The organism is Streptomyces sp. MNU89 (assembly GCF_020982505.1).
Lineage (GTDB): Bacteria > Actinomycetota > Actinomycetes > Streptomycetales > Streptomycetaceae > Streptomyces > Streptomyces xinghaiensis.
In genome coordinates this window covers 666,560-684,839 of sequence record NZ_JAJKLL010000001.1, presented here as the reverse complement: position 1 = coordinate 684,839, position 18,280 = coordinate 666,560, and the positions used below count along the sequence as shown (strand labels likewise).

Here is an 18,280-nt window from a genome sequence, read left to right as displayed (position 1 = left end):
CGCCCGCGCCGGGCGGTCACGCGCTCTCCGGCAGGTCGCGGGCCGTGCGGAAACCGGCGAAGATCTGGCGGCGCACCGGCAGGTCCCAGTTGCGGAAGGTGCCCCGGCAGGCCACCGGGTCGACGGCGAAGGAGCCGCCGCGCAGCACCTTGTGCTCCGGGCCGAAGAAGACTTCCGAGTACTCGCGGTAGGGGAAGGCGCGGAAGCCCGGGTAGGGGAGGAAGTCGCTCGCCGTCCACTCCCACACGTCGCCGATCAGCTGCCGCACACCGAGCGGTGAGGCGCCGCGCGGCCAGCTGCCCAGGGGCGCGGGCCGCAGATGCCGTTGCCCGAGGTTGGCGTGGTCCGGTCCCGGGTCGGCGTCGCCCCAGGGGTAGCGGCGGGAGCGGCCGGTGGCCGGGTCGTGCCGGGCGGCCTTCTCCCACTCGGCCTCGGTGGGCAGGCGCCGGCCGGCCCAGCGGGCGTAGGCGTCGGCCTCGTACCAGCTGACGTGGAGCACGGGTTCACCGAGCGGTACGGGTTCCGTGACGCCGAACCGGCGGCGTACCCAGCCGGAGCCCTCGCGGCGCCAGAACAGGGGTGCCCGCAGGCCGTGTTCGCGGATGTACGCCCAGCCCTCCGGTGCCCACCAGCGCGGTTCCTCGTAGCCGCCCTCCTCGATGAAGCGCAGGTAGGCGCCGTTGCCGACGGGGACGGTGTCGATGAGGAAGGCCGGGAGGTCGCGCCGGTGTGCGGGCCGTTCGTTGTCGAGGGCCCACGGTTCGGCGGAGGTCCCCATGGTGAACGGGCCCCGGGCACGAGGACTTCGGCGGCAGCGAGGCCGCGTCGGCGGGGCGGGCGGTGGTGCGGGGCGGTCAGCGCGGCGGGGCCGCGGCGCAGCTGGTGGGTGATGAGCATGGTCTCGTCGTGCTGCTGCTCGTGCTGGGCGATCATGCCGAACACGAAGGCCGCGCCGGTCAGTTCCCCGCCCTCCAGCCGGGTGTCCGCCAGCACGTCGAGGGCCCGGGTCCGCACGTCGGCGACGTAGTGGCGGGCCTCGCCGGGCGGCAGCAGCGGCAGGGAGGGTCGCTCGGCGCGCGGGTGTTCGAAGGCGTCGTAGACGGCGTCGACGTCGGGGCGGAGCGCTTCGCGGCCGCCGACGGCGCGGAGCAGCCACTGGTCCTCGAAGTTGCCGATGTGGGCGAGGTCCCAGACGAGCGGGGACATCAGCGGGGAGTGCTGCGCGGTGAGTTCGGGATCGTCGACACAGGAGGTGAGCAGGGCGGTCCGGTCGCGGGCGGCGGTGAGGGCGTCGGCGGCCCGGCGGCGGAAGGCGTCCGGGGCGGTCTCGGGGAGGACGCTCTCCGCGGTGTCGCGGGCGGCGGGGCTGGTCCGTTCGGTGGCCGTCATGGGCGGCTCTCCTTCCCTGGTGCCGGCTGTCCGTGCAGGTCGAGCAGGTCGTCGGCGGGGCAGCGGCCCCGGGAGACATAGCGTTCGGTGAAGTCCCCCACCGCGTCCTGTACGGCGGGCGGTGCCCCCAGCCGTGGCAGCGCCTCGCGGGCGACGGCGAAGCAGGTCTCCGCGGCGGCCCGGAGTGCGGGGTCGGCGAGGCCGTGACGGGCCGCGTTCCGCCACAGCGGGTTGCCGGGCGGGGGGTCCGTGCCGGCGGTGGCGGCGAGCGGTTCGACGGCCCGTACGGCCGTCGCGGAGGCGGCCGGGTCGTCGAACAGGGCGGCGGTCACCGCGAGCGGCACCATCCAGCCGTCCTCGCCCGGCTGCGCGTCGATCATGCGCAGCTCCAGATGGCCGCGCGGCCGGACCGGGGGGAAGAGGGTGGTCAGGTGGTAGGCGAGATCGTCGGCGGTCGGAGGCCGGGGGGCGCCGCCCGCGATCCAGTGGCGGAACGTCAGCCCGTCCGGGGGGAGCGTCCACGGCCCGCCGTTGTCGGATCGGACGCACATGACGGGCGCGTCGAGGGCGTACGCCGCCCAGGCGGTGCGCGGCTCCGGACCCTCGGGGGGAGCCAGGGCGCGGCCGGGGTCGAGCTCGGCCCAGAGGGCCTGCCGGGTGGAGCGCCAGCCGGTGGGGACGCCCTGCCGGAGCGGAGAGTTGGCGAAGGCCGCCACGAGCACGGCGCCCAGCAGATGCGCCAGCCGCCAGCGGCGGGCGTGGCCGAGCGGGCCGGGCTCCTCGTGACCGGCGTCCAGGCACACCTGGACGGAGGCGGTGGCGCACATCATGGCCCGGCCGGCGGGACCGGCGCGGTCGAAGTACGCCTCCATGGCGCGGTAGCGGGGAGCGGTGAGCAGCCGGCGCGGGGGGTTCCACGGATCGTGGCCGTGACCGGCGAGGGCCAGGCCGCGGGCGGCCAGGGCGGCGCGTACGCGGCGCAGATCGGCGGCCGCGTCCGCCACGCAGGCGGCGAGGGAGCCGGCCGGGGGAGAGCTGAGCTCGATCTGCCCGCCGGGCTCGAAGGTGAGCGCGGAGCGGAGGGTGAGGCCGCGCAGGGCGGCGTGGGCGGCGGAGAGCCGGGACGGCTCGACGGCGGAGCGGGTGTCGCGCGGATCGTGGATGAACCATTCGAGTTCCACCCCGAGCCTGCGCGGCGGCCCGGTCTTGAAGCAGACGCCGCGCACCTGGGCGTCGACCTCGGCGGCGGTGACGGGCCGGGCGCGGGGCTCCGGCGGAGGGATGGGCGCGTCGAAGACATCGGTCATGTCCGGTACCTCCCGGTGTGGCGGCGGCACCTGCTCACGGTAGGTGAACCGGTGCCGTCCCGCATCACCTAACCCGCTGCGGCGGATGTACTCAAGAGTGCCTCCCCGGCCCTCCTTCCCCAAGGGTGGGGCGCGGCCCGGGGCCGGGGAGAGGGGAGACGGAGCGTGACGGGGACGCGCCGGGCGGCGGGAGGGTGGCGCCGCGGGACGGGCTGGCGGCGCGGGGAGGTGCCGCCGTGCCGGCGTGTTCTCCCGGGGCCCGGTGAGCGGCGGGAAGCCCTGCCCTGGCCCGGCGAACTTCTGGCACCGGCGAACGGCGGCGGGCGGTTCGGGGCTCCGGGAGAGGGCGGGAGCCCTGCGGCGGGGCACCGCGGTGGGAGCGGAAGACGGGCGCGGGGCCCGGGTACCAGGGGAGAGGTACCCGGGCCCCGCGCCCGGATCATGCGTCGGTGCGATGGGGCCGGGGAGGCGGCCGGTCGGCGGCCACGCCCCCGGACCGCCGTTACGAGCGGTGGCCCGTCCGGGTGTCGGTGGAGTCGTCCCGGGCGCCGTGGCCGGCCCGGCCGTCCGCGGAGCCGCCGAAGCCGTCCTCCTCGCCGAAGCCCTCGTCACCGGCGCCGATGTCACCCGCGTCACCGGCCTCCTCGCCGGCGGCGCCGTCACCGGCCTCGCCGCCCGCGCCGGCCTCGTCACCGGCACCGGCTCCCTGGCCGGCCTCGCCGCCGGCGCCCGCGCCACCGGCGCCGATCGTCGCGCCCACGGCCTGCAGCGCGGTGGTCACCGGCTGGAAGAAGGTCTCGCCGCCGACGGTGCAGTCGCCGCTGCCGCCCGAGGTGAGGCCCACGGCCGCGTTGCCGGAGAACATGGCACCGCCGCTGTCGCCCGGCTCGGCGCAGACATCGGTCTGGATCAGGCCGTTGACGATGTCGCCGTTGCCGTAGTTGACGGTGGCGTTGAGGCCGGTGACCGTGCCATCGCTGAGACCGGTGGTGCTGCCGGAACGCTGCACCGCCATGCCGACACTGGCCTCCGCGGCCTCGGTGATCTCCTGCGTGGTGCCGTCCTGCAGATCGACCGTGCTCGGGGCCTCCGTCGCCGGGTCGTCGTACATCACCAGGGCGAAGTCGCCGACGGGGAAGACGGATTCGGCCGTCGTGCCGAGCGGTTCGGCGCCGGCCTGGTCGTTCGTCCAGGCGGCGGCGATGTTGCCGCAGTGACCGGCGGTGAGGAAGCCCGGGGCGCCGTTCACGTCCACGTTGAAGCCGAGGGAGCAGCGCGAGCCGCCGCCGAAGATGGCGTCGCCGCCGTCGGCGAAGGGTTTGAACTCGCCCTGGCTGCGCTTGACGGTCACCAGGCCCGCCATGCCGTCGGTGGCCTGCTCCAGTGCGGCGAGCTTGTCGCCCGTCACGGTGCGGTCGGCGAGGACGGAGACCTTGTTGGTCTTGGGGTCGATCGACCAGGCGGTGCCCGGGATCGACGCCTTGTCGCCGAGCGTCCGGGTGGCGGCCTTCAGCTCGGTCATGCTGTTGTCCACGATCCGCGCCTCGGCGCCCTTGGCGCGGGCGGTCTCCGCGGCTTCCTCGTCCAGGACGTTCATGACGAGCCGCCCGGACTCGCCGTCGAAGTACCAGCCCGCGGCGTCGGCGCCCAGGTCGGCCGCGAGGGCGGTGCCGGTCTTGGCCGCGGCCGGGCCGGCGAACGTTCTGGGGGTGGCCTCCTTCTCGTCACTGGCGTTCGCGTTCGGCAGCAGGATCACCGCTCCCGCGAGGGCGGCTGCGGAGGCCGCGGCTATGGCGCCCGTCCGCTTGTTGACTCGTCGGTGGCTCAACTGACTGACCTCCATCGGGGGGCGGACCGGCCGCTGGGGGTCCGGCCGGTCCGGCTTGTGGGGCTGCGGCGGGGCGGACGCCGCGAGCGGGTCCTCCTGCCGTGCGGACAGACGCGAGCGGTCGCGGTGCTCGGAATCCCCGTGCGCCTGTTCACCCATCACCTACGTACGGCGGCCGGGATTGCCTCAAGGGGAAGGAGAATTGACGAGAAGTGCCCGGTGGGACGCGGGCGGCCCGGGACTCGAGCATGTCGGTGAGGGCCCCGTGCACAGCGGTACGCCCGCCGCGGCGGTGGGCCGTGGCGGGCGTACGGGGGGCGAGCAGCCGCTCAGCAGGACAGATTGCCGCCCGGGTCGGTGCCGAGGATGCCCGTGAACTGCCGGTACTTGTCGATGCGGCTCTGCACCTGCGCCGGGTTCCTCCCGTCGCACTCCAGGCTGCCGTTGATGCTGCGGATGGTCTGGCCGAAACCGTGCCCGCCGGTCATCGCGGTGTGGCCGGTCATGCTGCCGGGGCCGCTCTGGGTGTTCCAGTACCACAGGGCGGTCTTCCAGGCCACGGCCGCGTCGTTCTGCACCAGGTACGGGTTGTTCAGCAGATCGATGCCGAGGGCGTCACCGGCCGCCTTGTAGTTGAAGTTCCAGCTCAGCTGGATGGGTCCGCGGCCGTAGTACGCGTCGTGCCCGGCGGGGCAGCCGTACGGCTGGGACGTGTCGCAGTAGTGCGGGTAGTTGGCGGTGTTCTGCTCGACGATGTGCACCAGGCCGCCGGTCTCGTGGGCGACGTTGGCCAGGAAGGCGGCCGCCTCCTGCCGCTTGACGGTGTCGCTGCCGGTGTTGGCGAAGCCGGGGTAGGCGCTCAGCGCCGCCTTCAGGCCGCTGTAGGTGTAGAAGGAGTTCCGGTTCGGGAACATGCGGTCGAACTGCGCCTCGCTCACCACGAAGCCGCTGGGTGCCGGGTCGCCGCCCTCGCAGGAGTACGGCTCCCAGTACCAGGTGCTGATCACCGGGTCATATCCCGGGTTGTCGTGCTCGGCGCGGTAGTACCGGCCGTCGGTGTAGCGGACGACCGAGCCTGCCGGGTACCACTGCCCGGCCGTCCAGTTCTGCGCGGAGCAGGCCGCGGTCCGGGCCGCGGAGCCGGGAGCGGCCGAGGCGGCCACGGGTGCGGCCAGTCCGCCGCAGACGAGCAGGGTGGTGAGTGACGCCAGAAGACGTCGCGACACGCGATCACTCCTTATGCGGCAGTGCGCCGCCTTGGGCCGGCCCCGGCACGGGTCCGCGCCTCGGGCCGCGGGCAGGGGCGCGCCGCGGCCGGGCGGCCCGCCGGGCCGGCCGATGGGGGGTTGGTCAGGCACTCAATCGCACTGGTCTACACCAGTCAAGGTCTAGACCACTTTTTCTCCGGAGAGGGAGCCGAACGCGGCCCCCGGTAGGGGGTGTTGGCCGGTGTTGCCCGTCTTGTCGCCACGGCCGTCATGCCGGTTCGGGGCGGGTGCGTGCGTTCCGGCGGCCCGGCCGGGCGGGCGTCCGCGGGCGGGGCGGCCGGGGTGGCAGGGGGTGGTGGCAGGGATCTCGCCCCGCCTCTGTTCCCGGAGCAGAGCGACCGCTTAGTATGCCGCTGGCGGGCGGTGCGCAGCTTCCGCCCCCGCAGTCCCCCTGTCACTTGTCGACGCTGTACGGAACGGTTCACGGAGGCCACCGGATGAAGGCATGGCGCGTACACGAGAACGGCGAACCGCGTGAGGTGATGCGCCTCGACGAGGTGCCCGACCCCGTGCCCGGCCCGGGGCAGCTGCTGCTGCGGGTCCGCGCCGCCAACGTCAACTTCCCCGACGCGCTGCTCTGCCGCGGCCAGTACCAGGTCCGGCCACCGCTGCCCTTCACCCCCGGCGTCGAGGTCTGCGCCGAGGTCGTCGCCGCCGGTGACGCCGCGGGGGCCCGGCCCGGCGCCCGCGTCCTCGCCCAGCCGCCGCTGCCCGGCGGCGGATTCGCCGAGCTCACCGTCGCCGACTCCGCCACCGTGCTGCCCGCACCGGAGGCACTCGACGACGCCGAGGCCGCCGCCCTGCACATCGGGTACCAGACCGGCTGGTTCGGCCTCCACCGCCGGGCCCGGCTCCAGCCCGGGGAGACCCTGCTCGTGCATGCCGCCGCGGGCGGGGTCGGCAGCGCCGCGGTCCAGCTCGGCAAAGCCGCGGGAGCCACCGTCATCGGCGTCACCGGCGGAGCGGAGAAGGCCGCCGTGGCCCGCGAACTGGGCTGCGACCTCGTCATCGACCGGCACACCGACGACATCGTCGCCACCGTCAAGGAGGCCACCGGCGGCCGGGGCGCCGACGTGGTCTACGACCCGGTGGGCGGCGACGCCTACGCCAAGTCCGTCAAATGCATCGCCTTCGAGGGGCGGGTGATCGTCGTCGGCTTCGCCGGCGGCACCGTCCCCGCCCCCGGCCTCAACCACGCCCTGGTCAAGAACTACTCGATCCTCGGCCTGCACTGGGGGCTCTACAACACCAAGGACCCGGCCGCCGTCCGCGCCTGCCACGAGGAACTCACCGGACTCGCCGCCCGGGGCGCCATCAAACCCCTGGTCAGCGAGCGCGTACCGCTCGACGGCGCCGCTGCGGCCGTCCAGCGCGTGGCCGACGGCCTGACCACCGGCCGCGTCGTCATCACCCCCAACTGACCGCAAGGAGCCGCGACATGCCGCGCAACGCCGCCGCACCGCAGCCGGCACCGGACGCCGACGGGCTGCGCCGCCGCGTCCGGGACCTGCTCGATGCCCACGACCCCGCCACCACACCCCGCGAGGAGTTCCTCCGGGCCCGCTTCGACGCCGGACTCGCCTGGGTGCACTTCCCCGAAGGGCTCGGCGGCCTCGGCGCTCCGCGCTCCCTGCAGCGGGTCGTCGACACCGAACTGGAGGCGGCCGGCGCCCCCGACAACGACCCCCGCCGGATCGGCATCGGCCTCGGCATGGCCGCGCCGACCATCCTGCGCTACGGCACCGAGGAGCAGAAGCAGCGCTTCCTGCGGCCGCTGTGGACCGGCGAGGAGGTGTGGTGCCAGCTCTTCAGCGAGCCCGGTGCCGGCTCCGACCTCGCGGCCCTCGCCACCCGCGCCGTACGCGAGGACGGCACCGGCGACTGGGTGGTCGACGGCCAGAAGGTGTGGACCTCCAGCGCCCACATCGCCCGCTGGGCCATCCTCATCGCCCGCACCGACCCGGACCAGCCCAAGCACCGCGGCATCACCTACTTCCTCTGCGACATGACCGACCCGGGTGTGGAGGTGCGCCCGCTGCGCCAGATCACCGGCGAGGCCGAGTTCAACGAGGTCTTCCTCACCGGGGTCCGCATCCCCGACAGCCACCGGCTGGGGGAGATCGGCGACGGCTGGAAGGTCGCCCAGACCACGCTCAACAACGAGCGCGTCGCCATCGGCGGCGGACGCATCCCGCGTGAGGGCGGCATGATCGGCAAGGCCGTCGCCACCTGGCGGGAACGGCCCGAACTGCGCACCCACGACCTGCACCAGCGACTGCTCGGCCTGTGGGTCGAGGCCGAGGCGGCCCGCCTCGCCGCCATCCGCCTCGGGCAGCAGCTCACCACGGGCCAGCCCGGACCCGAGGGTGTGGCCATGAAACTCGGCTTCGCCCGGCTCGCCCAGGAGATCAGCGGCCTGGAGGTCGAACTCCTCGCCGACGAGGGACTCACCTACCAGGACTGGACGATGGTCCGCCCGCAGCACGTCGACTTCACCGGACGCGACGCCGGCTACCGCTATCTGCGCGCCAAGGGCAACTCCATCGAGGGCGGCACCTCCGAGGTCCTGCTCAACATCGTCGCCGAACGCGTCCTCGGCCTGCCCGGCGAACCGCGCACCGACAAGGACGTCCCCTGGAAGGAACTCGCCCGATGAGCGCCGCCACCACCGGCCACGCCCCCACCACCGCCCCGCGGAGCAGCCCGTGCCGGACCTGCTGTACTCCGAGGCGGAGGAGGACCTGCGCTCCGCCGTACGCTCCCTGCTCACCGACCGCTGCGGACCGGCCGCCGTCCTCGCCCGGATCGAGACCGGCCGGCCGTACGACCCGGACCTGTGGACGGCGCTCGGCGCCGGCATGGGCGCCGCCGGACTGCTCGTACCGGAGAGCCTCGGCGGTCAGGGCGCCTCCGCCCGTGAGGCGGCCGTCGTCCTGGAGGAACTCGGCCGCGCCGCGGCCCCGTCCCCCTATCTCACCAGCGCCGTCATCGCCGTCGAGGCCCTGCTCTCCACCGAACCGGAGGAGGGTACGGAGACCGCGGCGCTGCTGGCCGGGCTCGCGGACGGCCGGTCCACCGCGGCCCTGGCGCTGCCCTGGTCCACCGCCCCCGGCTCGCGGCCCGCCGCGACCGTCCGGGCCGGTGACGGCGCGGCGCTCACCGGCACCGTCCGCGGCGTCGCCGACGCCGGCGAGGCCGGGATCCTGCTCGTCCCCGCCGAGGGACCCGGGGACTCGGGCTCTACGCCGTCGAGGCGGCGGCGCCGGGTGTCACCATCACCCCGCTGGTGCCGCTCGACCTCACCCGCCCCTCGCCGACGCCGCTTTCGACAACGCCCCCGCCCGGCCCGTCGCCGGCCCGGACCGGGCCGGGGCCGCCATCCGCCGCGCGCTGTCCGCCGGAGCCGGACTGCTCGCCTCGGAACAGCTCGGCATCGCCGAATGGTGCCTCACCGAGACGGTCCGGCACACCCGGGAGCGGCACCAGTTCAACCGGCCCGTCGGCTCCTTCCAGGCGCTCAAGCACCGGCTCGCCGCGCTCTGGCTCGACATCGTCTCGGCCCGTGCCGCGGCCCGCAACGCGGCCGACGCCCTCGCCACCGGCTCCCCGGACCTGCCCGTGGCCGTCGCCGTCGCCCAGGCCCACTGTGCGCGGACGGCCGTCCGCGCCGCGGAGGAGTGCGTCCAGCTGCACGGCGGCATCGGCATGACCTGGGAACACCCCGCGCACCTCTACCTCAAGCGGGCCAAGGCGGACGCCACGGCGCTCGGCACCGCGGGACGGCACCGGGAGGCCCTCGCCGGCCTGGTGGACCTCCCCGCCCCGTCCCACTGACAGCGGACGGAGCCGGGCACGGCGCGGAGGGCCCCGGCGGGGAGAGGGCCCTCCCCGCCGCACCCGGTACGGCGGCGTCCCGGTCCGCCGCCCGCGCCCCACCCCAGGGCCACCACCGGGGAAACGGCGCATCAACTCTCGGTGCCGGCAAGCACGTTGCGGTGTCCGGCAGCCGCCGGAGCGGCGATACTCGGGCACGGCCCACCCGACACCCGACCCCGGCCCGTGAGCACCGCGTACCGCGGCCGCCATGCGGCCGGTTCGCCGCGCCTCCGCCCGGGAGACTCCATGGCCCTCGTACGCCCCACCCGCCGCACGCTCGTCACGTCCTTCGCCGCCGCCCTCGCCGGCACCGCCGCCGCACCGGCCGCCGCACGGGCGGCGGCCGCACCGGTCCCGGCCCGCCGGGGCCCCGCGCCCCTGCGCCGGGCGCACGCGCACAACGACTACGAACATCCCCGCCCCCTTCTCGACGCCCTCGACCACCGGTTCACCAGCGTCGAGGCCGATGTCTGGCTCGTCGGCGGACAACTCCTCGTGGGTCACGACGCGGAGGACCTCACCCCCGAACGCACCCTGGAGACGCTCTACCTCGACCCTCTGATGCGCCGGGTGCGCGCCCACCACGGCGCGGTGTATCCCGGCCACCACCGGCCCCTGCAACTCCTCGTCGACCTCAAGAACACCGGCGAGGCGAGCTATCTCGAACTCCACCGCCGGCTGCGGCGCTACCGGCGGATGATGAGCGTGGCGGTGGACGGACGGGTCCTCCCCGGCGCGGTCACCGCCGTGATCTCCGGCGACCGCGCGGCCCGTGGGCCCCTGGAGGCACAGCGTCTGCGGTACGCCTTCTACGACGGCCGTCTCGACGACCTCGGGGGCGGCTCCCCGGCCTCGCTCGCCCCGCTGATCAGCAGCAACTGGGCCCAGAGCTTCGGCTGGCGCGGTGTGGGACCGATGCCCGCCGCCGAGCGCGGAAGACTCCACGAGATCGTCACCACCGCTCACGGCGAAGGCCGGCGGGTGCGCTTCTGGGCCACCCCCGACACGCCGGGCCCGGCGCGCGACGCCGTCTGGTCGGAACTCCTCACCGCGGGAGCGGACCACATCAACACCGATGACCTGGCCGGTCTGGAGACGTTCCTCGACCGCCACGGCGGACAGCGGCGATAACTCTCGGTCAGCACCCGATCGGCGGACGGACGGACAGCCGGTGCGGAGCGCGCCATGGGCCACACTGACGCCCCAGAGCCGCTCCGTACCGCGTCCCGGCCGTACCTGCGGGTGGCCGGCCGAGGAGGTTGTCCTCGATGGTCGTATCCATCTCCGTGCTCCTGCTGCTCCTGATCATCACGCTGATCTTCCTGCGCAGCGGATCCCTCAAGACCTCGCACGCGATCCTGTGCGCCGCGGTCGGATTCCTGATCGCGGGCACCGGCGTGGCCCCCTCCGTGTACAACGGGATCTCGGCCACCGCGCAACTCGTCAGCGGCATCCGCCCCTGACCACGGAGCCCGCCGCGCGACCGGCGGTCCCTCCCGGGAGAGCACCGCTCCGGGCCCGCTCGCCGCTGTTCCCCGGCTCCGAAGATCTTCCTTCGAGGGGGACCACCGGCTTCAGCCGGTGCGCGTCCCGGCCCGGCTCCTCAGACCTCCGCCGCCAGCAGCCGGGACCGGATGAGGAACCGGACGCCCTCGGGGGCCTCGAGCGAGAACCCGCTGCCCCGGCCCTCCACCACGTCCACGATCAGCCGGGTGTGGCTCCACCGCTCGTACTGACTGGCCGACATCCAGAACGGCACCCGCTCCGGCACCCCCTCGACCGCCAGCTCCGCCAGCAGCACATCGGACCCGCCCGTCCTGAACTCCCCGGCCGGATAGCACATCGGCGCGCTGCCGTCGCAGCACCCGCCCGACTGGTGGAACATCAGTGGCCCGTGAGCCTCCCGCAGGCGCCGCAGCAGGTCCGCCGCCGGCCCGGTCAGCTCCACCCTGGCCGTGTCCGTGCTGTCGCTCATGTCCGCTCCGCAGTCGTCGGTTCCGCAAGTTCTCGGACGGCCCTCGCCGATGGCCGCGGCTCCGTGTCGCAGGTGCCGCCGCTCCACCGTCACACCGGCAACGGCCGGGCGGCAAGCCCCGCGCACGCCCGGCCGCACGGAAACGCGTTGCCGGGCCCGGCCGCCGCCGGACAGGATCGCGGCATGCTGATCCGACGGGAGACACCCGCAGACCTCGGGGGCATTCGTGCCGTCCACCGCGCCGCCTTCGCCGGGCCGGACCCGGCGCCCGGCCAACCGCCCGCCGAGGTGGGCCTGGTGGACGCGTTGCGGGCGGACGGGGCATGGATCCCCGAACTGTCGCTGGTGGCGGTGGGCGCCGGGGGAGAGGTGGCCGGACACGTCGTGTGCACCCGCGGCCGCGTCGGAACGGCTCCCGCCCTCGGTCTCGGCCCGCTCGGTGTGCTGCCGGCCCTGCAGCGGCGGAGCGTCGGATCCGCCCTGATGCACGCTGTGCTGGGTGCCGCCGACGCGCTCGGCGAGCCGCTCGTCGTGCTCCTCGGCCACACCGGGTACTACCCGCGCTTCGGCTTCCGGCCGGCCACCGAATACGGCATCGTCCCGCCCGTCCCCGCGTGGGGCGAGCACTTCCAGGCCCGCGCCCTCACGGCCTACGACCCCGCACTGCGCGGGCCGTTCGCCTACGCCGGGCCGTTCGACGCCCTGTGAGGGCAGGGCATCCCGCGTTTCCCGCCTCGCTCAGCGAATTCGGTGGCCACTGCATTAATCCAGAATGAAACGAATGGCCCGGCCGCCGATTCCGGGCCGTGGCGCGAACTCACTGACCGGTTTCCGGCCGAAAGGGCGCCGGAAGGGGCTTTCGGTGAGCCGCGTGACCATATTCCGGTACGCCATGGTCTCCTCACCGGACGATCCGGCCGGGCCCCGGAGTTCCGTGCCGGGTCCGGATCGCTTTGTTTCGGCCTTGTTTCCCGGGTGAGACGCGCACCCTTGTCATGGCCCTGGGGACCTCCTATTGTGGGAGCGCTCCCACCCCTGCCCCCCCCACGGGTCAGCAGGAGGCCAGGTAATGACACCGGAATGGTTGAAGACATCACCTGGCCTCCCGATCCGGCAGGCCGTACGTTTTGGAACTCAGCGCCCCCTGGCGGTGCGCCGAACGCACCGGTGGAATCCGTAACCGGGCTGAAGGCACCCCGTCGCGTCGAGGCAGCCGGGCCGGCGGAATGCGCCGGCGGGCCGCCGCGGAGTTCCGATCCGTATCGTCGTGCCCCTGTCTCCGCAGAGGACCTCCGGGAGTTCGGACAGCAGCGCCAGCTTTCCCACCCTGATCCGTGACGCGCCGTGTCGCGTCGCTGCCCGGGGCCGGCGCGCTGCCCGGATGAGGCTCTGACACGCCGGCGTTCAGCCGCGACTCTCCGGGCCTCGTTCAGTGTGGGCGGATTCGGGATCGTCCCCCTTCCGTCATGGTCCACGACGATCGATTGGAGAATCATGTCCGGTGTACTTCTGGCAAGTGGGGCTGCCGCAGCGATACTCGCTTCCACGCTCACCGCTTCCACCGTCTCCGCTCAGGATGAGACCGTCCCGCCGGAGAAGATCCAGCTCTCCGTCAACACCGTGAACGGGTCCGGCTGCCCGGCCGGGACGGCCGCCGTCGCCGTCTCCCCGGACAACACGGCCTTCACCGTGACCTACAGCGACTACCTCGCTCAGGTCGGCGTCGGCGCCTCGCCGACCGACTTCAGAAAGAACTGCCAGCTCAACCTGGACGTGTACGTGCCCCAGGGCTTCACCTACGCGATCGCGAAGGTCGACTACCGCGGCTACGGCTACCTGGAGGACGGTGCCACCGGCCTGCAGAAGGCGTCGTACTACCACCAGGGCTCCTCCGACACGGGCACGACCTCGCGCACGTTCAAGGGCCCGTTCGACAACAACTGGCAGGCGTCGGTCAGCAAGGAGTACGGCGAGCTGGTCTGGGCCCCCTGCGGTGTGAAGCGCAACTTCAACATCAACACCGAACTGCGGGTCGACGGTGGCGACTCGGACACCAAGAGCACGACCAGCTTCATGACCATGGACTCCACGGACGCCGCGGTCAGCACGGTCTACCACATGGCCTGGAAGGAATGCGGTAGCTGACGGGCTCCGCGCGCACCCCGCGCGCGGTGGCGTCCCGGGCACTCGCCGGGGTTCACGGCCCGGGAGCCGGCCGTGGACCACGGGGCGTGGTTCACGAGCGGGAGAACGGAACACCACGGGACGCACAACCGGTGATCCAGGCCAGAGGACTGGTGACCGGATACCAGCACCCCCCACTCCGGACCTGCGGAACTCATGTGCCGCACGGTTGCGGAACTCGAACGGCCCGGGTTGAAATCCCCGCGCCCCCACGGCGGCTGCCGTCGGTGCGCGGGGACCACCCCACCCCCTCGGAATGCCCTTGGTTCGCGGAGGGGACGGGCCATGTGCCACGAGAACACGGGGTCTTCTATTCCGAGCCCTTTTCCGTGCCGAAGACACAGGAAACCCCCGAGCGCATTCCGGTTTTTGGAATCGGGAAATCCCGTGGCGGAGCCGGCAAAGGGTTCGGCGGGTTCCATACAGCAAACGGCGCCGGGTCATCCCTGTATCCCGGCGCGGTCCACAGCAGACCGATTGGAGAACCATGTCCGGTGTACTCGCAGCGGCCGGCGCGGCAACAGCGTTGTTCGCCACCTCATTCATTCCGGGCCCGATCGCGACGCCGCCGTATTTCACGGATGTGCCGACCGACAAGATGATCATCACGGTTGCGACCGTCAATGGCTCGGGTTGCCCGGCGGGGACGGCCGCCGTCGCCGTCTCCGAAGACAACACGGCCTTCACCGTGACCTACAGCGAATACCTCGCCCAGGTCGGTGTCGGGGCCAAGCCGACCGACTTCAGAAAGAACTGCCAGCTCAACCTGGCGATGAAGGTTCCCCAGGGCTTCACGTACGCCATCGCCAAGGTGGACTACCGCGGCTACGCGTACCTCGAGGACGGCGCGAACGCACTGCAGAAGGCGTCGTACTACTTCCAGGGGGCGTCCAACACGGACGCCCGCCAGGAGCAGTTCGTCGGGCCGTTGGACGACAACTGGCAGGTCACACACACCACCGAGCTGCCCGCGCTGGTCTGGGCCCCGTGTGGTGAGATCCGCAACTTCAACATCAACACGGAGCTGCGGGTCAACGCCGGGACGTCCAACACCAAGGAGACCACCAGTCTGATGACGATGGACTCCACCGACGGCTCCGTCGACACCACCTACCAGATGGCCTGGAAGCGGTGCGAGCCGGGTGACGACTGAGGGCTGATCGCCCCGGACGGCACCGGCCCGCCCGGCCGTCGTGACTGACCGGAACGGGCCTTTCCGATCCATCCGGCACAGCAGCAACTCCCCGCTGGGCACGGCCGTGCGCGCCGGTCGCGTCCGGCGGGGTGACGGGCGCGGAGCCGGTTCCACGGCTCCGCGCCCCCGTCTCGCACCCCCGCCCGGGGCGCCGGCCGGCCGCTCACCAGACGTCCCCGTCGCGCCAGTCGCAGATGAGTTCCCCGGAGAGGTCCAGCGGGGCCGCGAGCGGGAACACGTGGACACAGCCGTCCTCCTCCTCGGTGCGGACGACCCCGTCCGGGGTGAGCGCGGAGAGGGGGCCCAGCCAGCGCCGCCAGCCCCGGCTCGCGTAGAACCGCTCGCCTTCGTCGGTCGAGCCGAGGGCGCCCAACTCGTAGGCGCCGCGGAGCACCCCCTCCAGCGCCGTCATCATGGCCGAGCCGTGGCCGCGGCCCTGACGGTCCGGGCGGACGCCCACCCCCTCGACGTACCCGGCGCGCAGCGCCCGGCCGCCGTGGAGCAGCCGCCGCTGGACGAGGGAGGCGTGTCCGATCAGTTCGGCGTTCTCCCAGACCAGGGCGTGCCAGCCGCCGAGGGCGTGCTCCCAGTCGTCGTCGGCCATGTCCCCCTCGAAGACCACGTCGAGCAGGGCCCGCGCGGCCCGCCGGGAAGCGGCGTCCAGATGGGCGGTGTGGACGAGCCGGACCCCGTCCCGCCGGGTCTCGCCACGGGTCTCTCCGGTCATGCCGGCCTCCTTGCCGTTTGTGAGCCGCTGGGGCCGCTGTGGCCGTGGTGCGGGCCGCGGTCGCCGCGGGTGTCGGGCAGCCGGCCCGCGAGCGTGGGGAGCGCCCTCGGGCCGGAGGTACGGGGCTCCGGACGCCGGAGCGGTCGGCCGTGCGGCGCGGGAACGCGTGGGCCACATGGTGGCATCTCTTGCCAGTCTCCCGCCGGAGTCATACAGTCCGCTCCGGCGCATGTGAATGGGAGCGCTCCCACGCTCCACCCCCCTCCATCCGCAACCGCTGAAGGGATCTCATGAAACTCCGCATACGCTCCGCCGCAACGGCGCTCCTGGTGGCCCTCGGTTCACTGGCCGGTTCCGCGGTCACGGCTCCGCCGGCCGCCGCGGACCCGGTGATCTGCGACCAGTACGGGACCTCGACCGTCCAGGGCCAGTACGTCGTGCAGAACAACCGCTGGGGCACCAGCGCCACCCAGTGCATCGACGTCACCGGCAACGGTTTCCGGCTCATCCAGGCCGACGGCAGCGTCTCGACCGACGGCGCGCCCAAGTCCTACCCGTCGATCTACACCGGCTGCCACTACGCCAACTGCTCACCGGGCACCAGACTGCCGATGCAGATCGGCTCCATCAGCAGCGCGCCGAGCAGCATCTCGTACCAGTTCACCTCCGACGCGGTCTACAACGCGTCCTACGACATCTGGCTCGACCCGGAGCCCAAGCGGACCGGCGTCAACCGGACGGAGATCATGATCTGGTTCAACCGGGTGGGACCGATCCAGCCCATCGGTTCGCAGACCGGCACGGCGAACGTCGGCGGGCGGAGCTGGGAGGTGTGGACCGGCAACAACGGCGGCAACGACGTCATCTCCTTCGTGTCGCCGTCCGCGCTCCCCAGCTGGAGCTTCGACGTCATGGACTTCGTCAAGGAGACCGTCAACCGCGGCATGGCCGGCAACAACTGGTACATGACCAGCATCCAGGCCGGCTTCGAACCGTGGAGCGGCGGTGCCGGACTGGGCGTGCAGTCCTTCTCCGCCTCGGTGAACGGCTAGCCGCCGGCCACCGCACCGCAGTACGCACGGCGTCATGGCGCCCGGCCGGGAGCCGGCCGTGCCGGGGGCAGGTCCTCCGGCGCGGCCGACCCGGCCGCACGCCGTGGAGGAGGCGGTCACCGTGGGCCGGGGGGCCGCCTCCGTCCGCACCCGCGAGCCGCCGGCCCGCGGATACGGTGGGCGGGTGACGGAGACATGGCAGCCCACGGACGCGGGCGTTCTGCGGCTCCCCTCCGGACGCGCGGTCCGGGGCCGGGGGCTGCGGCGGCCGCTTCCGGCCGGTCCGGAGCCCACGTACGGCGTGTATCTGCTGGGCAGTCCTCCCCCCGAAGTCCCGTGGGACGCGTACTGGTTGCGCTGGCCGGATTTCCGGCTGCCCGCCGACCGGGCGGAGGCGCGGGCCGTCCTCCGCGCGGCGTGGACGCGCGCGGGAGAGGCGGGCGAGCGCGTCGAGATCGCCTGCGGCGGCGGCCGGGGCCGTACGGGGACGGCGCTGGCCTGCCTCGCCGTCCTGGACGGCGTACCGGCCGACCGCGCCGTGGCGTTCGTACGCCGCGCCTATGACCGGCGCGCCGTGGAGACCCCCTGGCAGCGGCGGTACGTCCGGCGCTTCGCGGACTGACCCGTTCGGCCCGCCCCGGCCCGCGGCCACGGAGGCCCGGCGGGCGCCCGGTGCGTTCAGTCCCGGAGCGCCGTGAGGACGTGGCTGTCGCCGAACTGCCAGACGGGCGTGACGCGGCGGAAACCCGCCTGCCGCAGCAGTTCCGTGTGGCGGGCCGGTGTCAGGCCGTTGCCGTTGCCGCCGAGGGCCGGGCGGCGCTGCTCACGGCGGCTGAACAGGTCGGCCAGTTCGGGCTCCCGCGCGGCCGCGGTCCACCAGGACGTCCAGTCCTCGTGGTGGCAGGTGTGCCGGCGTTCGGCCCGGCGGCGGCCCACGTGCGCGGTGAGGGCGGCGCAGCGGGAGTCCGCCGGGGGGAGGTGGTCGCCGTTGACCAGGGCGCCGCCCGGACGCAGCAGTGCGGCGAGCTGCCGGTAGGTGCGCAGGAGCTCCGGTTCGGGGAGGTAGTGCAGGGCCGTGGTGGACACGGCCGCGTCGAGCGGGCGGTCGAGGCCGAGAGCGCCGGTCCACCCGTCGTCCCCGATCACGGCGTCCACGTAGCGTGCCGTGTTCGCGTGGTGGACCCGGCCGAGCTCCAGCAGGACGGGGTCCATGTCGACGGCGACGATCTCCGCGTGCGGCAGCCGCGCGGCGAGCCTGGCGGCGAGGGAGCCCGGTCCGCAGCCCAGGTCGAGGAGGTACGGCCGGGAGCGGCCGGCGGTCACGTGCTCGACGACGTCGGCGATCACGGTGAACCGCTCTTCCCGGTCGGTGGCGTAGTGCTCCTGCTGGTGCTCCCAGCGCTCCACCCACAGCCTGGCAGTCGCCATGCTCACGCCCATAGGTCCGTGCCGCCCCTTCCGTCTCTCACCGTGCGGGGC

At 73.6% G+C, this 18,280-nt stretch carries 14 protein-coding genes and 3 pseudogenes; 10 read left to right on the top strand and 7 right to left on the bottom strand.

The window, feature by feature from the left end:
- Positions 1-16: 16 nt before the first annotated feature.
- The 4 genes and pseudogenes from egtB to E4N63_RS02965 all read right to left on the bottom strand — a co-directional run bounded on the left by egtB (position 17) and on the right by E4N63_RS02965 (position 5,750).
- Positions 17-1,389 (bottom strand): annotated as a pseudogene (gene egtB / locus E4N63_RS02980) (ergothioneine biosynthesis protein EgtB).
- Complete coding sequence (gene egtA / locus E4N63_RS02975) at positions 1,386-2,696, bottom strand: ergothioneine biosynthesis glutamate--cysteine ligase EgtA (protein ID WP_125627087.1); 1,311 nt, start codon at positions 2,694-2,696, stop codon at positions 1,386-1,388. Before egtA ends, egtB begins: the two are co-directional and overlap by 4 nt.
- A gap of 502 nt (positions 2,697-3,198) precedes the next feature.
- Complete coding sequence (locus E4N63_RS02970) at positions 3,199-4,524, bottom strand: S1 family peptidase (RefSeq protein ID WP_125627002.1); 1,326 nt, start codon at positions 4,522-4,524, stop codon at positions 3,199-3,201.
- A 329-nt stretch (positions 4,525-4,853) separates the two neighbouring features.
- Positions 4,854-5,750, bottom strand: a complete 897-nt coding sequence (locus tag E4N63_RS02965; protein WP_230239815.1) for a glycoside hydrolase family 19 protein — start codon at positions 5,748-5,750, stop codon at positions 4,854-4,856.
- Between the two features lie 479 nt (positions 5,751-6,229).
- Between E4N63_RS02965 and E4N63_RS02960 the strand changes: the two genes are divergently transcribed.
- The 5 genes and pseudogenes from E4N63_RS02960 to E4N63_RS02940 all read left to right on the top strand — a co-directional run bounded on the left by E4N63_RS02960 (position 6,230) and on the right by E4N63_RS02940 (position 11,131).
- Positions 6,230-7,213, top strand: coding sequence for an NADPH:quinone oxidoreductase family protein (locus E4N63_RS02960; protein ID WP_230239814.1), 984 nt, complete (start codon positions 6,230-6,232; stop codon positions 7,211-7,213).
- A 17-nt stretch (positions 7,214-7,230) separates the two neighbouring features.
- The gene (locus tag E4N63_RS02955; protein ID WP_230239813.1) at positions 7,231-8,448 is read left to right on the top strand and encodes an acyl-CoA dehydrogenase family protein; all 1,218 of its coding nucleotides are present in this window, start codon (positions 7,231-7,233) and stop codon (positions 8,446-8,448) included.
- Positions 8,449-8,497: 49 nt separating this feature from the next.
- Positions 8,498-9,626, top strand: a pseudogene (locus tag E4N63_RS02950) (acyl-CoA dehydrogenase family protein).
- A gap of 288 nt (positions 9,627-9,914) precedes the next feature.
- A complete protein-coding gene (locus E4N63_RS02945) occupies positions 9,915-10,799 on the top strand; it encodes a phosphatidylinositol-specific phospholipase C/glycerophosphodiester phosphodiesterase family protein (protein ID WP_125625382.1) in 885 nt (294 codons plus the stop codon).
- 137 nt (positions 10,800-10,936) lie between these two features.
- A complete protein-coding gene (locus tag E4N63_RS02940) occupies positions 10,937-11,131 on the top strand; it encodes a hypothetical protein (protein ID WP_125625384.1) in 195 nt (64 codons plus the stop codon).
- Between the two features lie 140 nt (positions 11,132-11,271).
- Here the strand turns inward: E4N63_RS02940 and E4N63_RS02935 are convergent, their stop codons facing one another.
- A complete protein-coding gene (locus E4N63_RS02935) occupies positions 11,272-11,643 on the bottom strand; it encodes a DUF779 domain-containing protein (protein WP_019708028.1) in 372 nt (123 codons plus the stop codon).
- A gap of 183 nt (positions 11,644-11,826) precedes the next feature.
- On the opposite strand from E4N63_RS02935, the gene E4N63_RS02930 reads away from it, so the two are divergent.
- The 3 genes from E4N63_RS02930 (at position 11,827) to E4N63_RS02920 (ending at position 14,980) form a co-directional block, all read left to right on the top strand.
- Positions 11,827-12,351 (top strand): GNAT family N-acetyltransferase, encoded by a 525-nt coding sequence (locus E4N63_RS02930; RefSeq protein WP_230239812.1) that lies wholly within the window; start codon positions 11,827-11,829, stop codon positions 12,349-12,351.
- Positions 12,352-13,137: 786 nt separating this feature from the next.
- Positions 13,138-13,788, top strand: a complete 651-nt coding sequence (locus E4N63_RS02925) for a DUF4360 domain-containing protein (RefSeq protein ID WP_125625390.1) — start codon at positions 13,138-13,140, stop codon at positions 13,786-13,788.
- Positions 13,789-14,314: 526 nt separating this feature from the next.
- Positions 14,315-14,980, top strand: coding sequence for a DUF4360 domain-containing protein (locus E4N63_RS02920; protein WP_185831295.1), 666 nt, complete (start codon positions 14,315-14,317; stop codon positions 14,978-14,980).
- Between the two features lie 205 nt (positions 14,981-15,185).
- On the opposite strand, the gene E4N63_RS02915 is transcribed toward E4N63_RS02920, so the two are convergent.
- Complete coding sequence (locus E4N63_RS02915) at positions 15,186-15,749, bottom strand: GNAT family N-acetyltransferase (protein WP_230239811.1); 564 nt, start codon at positions 15,747-15,749, stop codon at positions 15,186-15,188.
- 290 nt (positions 15,750-16,039) lie between these two features.
- Here E4N63_RS02915 and E4N63_RS02910 point away from each other — a divergent pair.
- Positions 16,040-16,795: pseudogene (locus tag E4N63_RS02910) on the top strand (glycosyl hydrolase family 5); the annotation flags it as partial.
- A 190-nt stretch (positions 16,796-16,985) separates the two neighbouring features.
- Positions 16,986-17,423, top strand: coding sequence for a protein phosphatase (locus E4N63_RS02905; protein WP_230239810.1), 438 nt, complete (start codon positions 16,986-16,988; stop codon positions 17,421-17,423).
- Positions 17,424-17,479: 56 nt separating this feature from the next.
- On the opposite strand, the gene E4N63_RS02900 is transcribed toward E4N63_RS02905, so the two are convergent.
- Positions 17,480-18,241, bottom strand: a complete 762-nt coding sequence (locus E4N63_RS02900; protein WP_230239809.1) for a trans-aconitate 2-methyltransferase — start codon at positions 18,239-18,241, stop codon at positions 17,480-17,482.
- Positions 18,242-18,280: the final 39 nt, after the last annotated feature.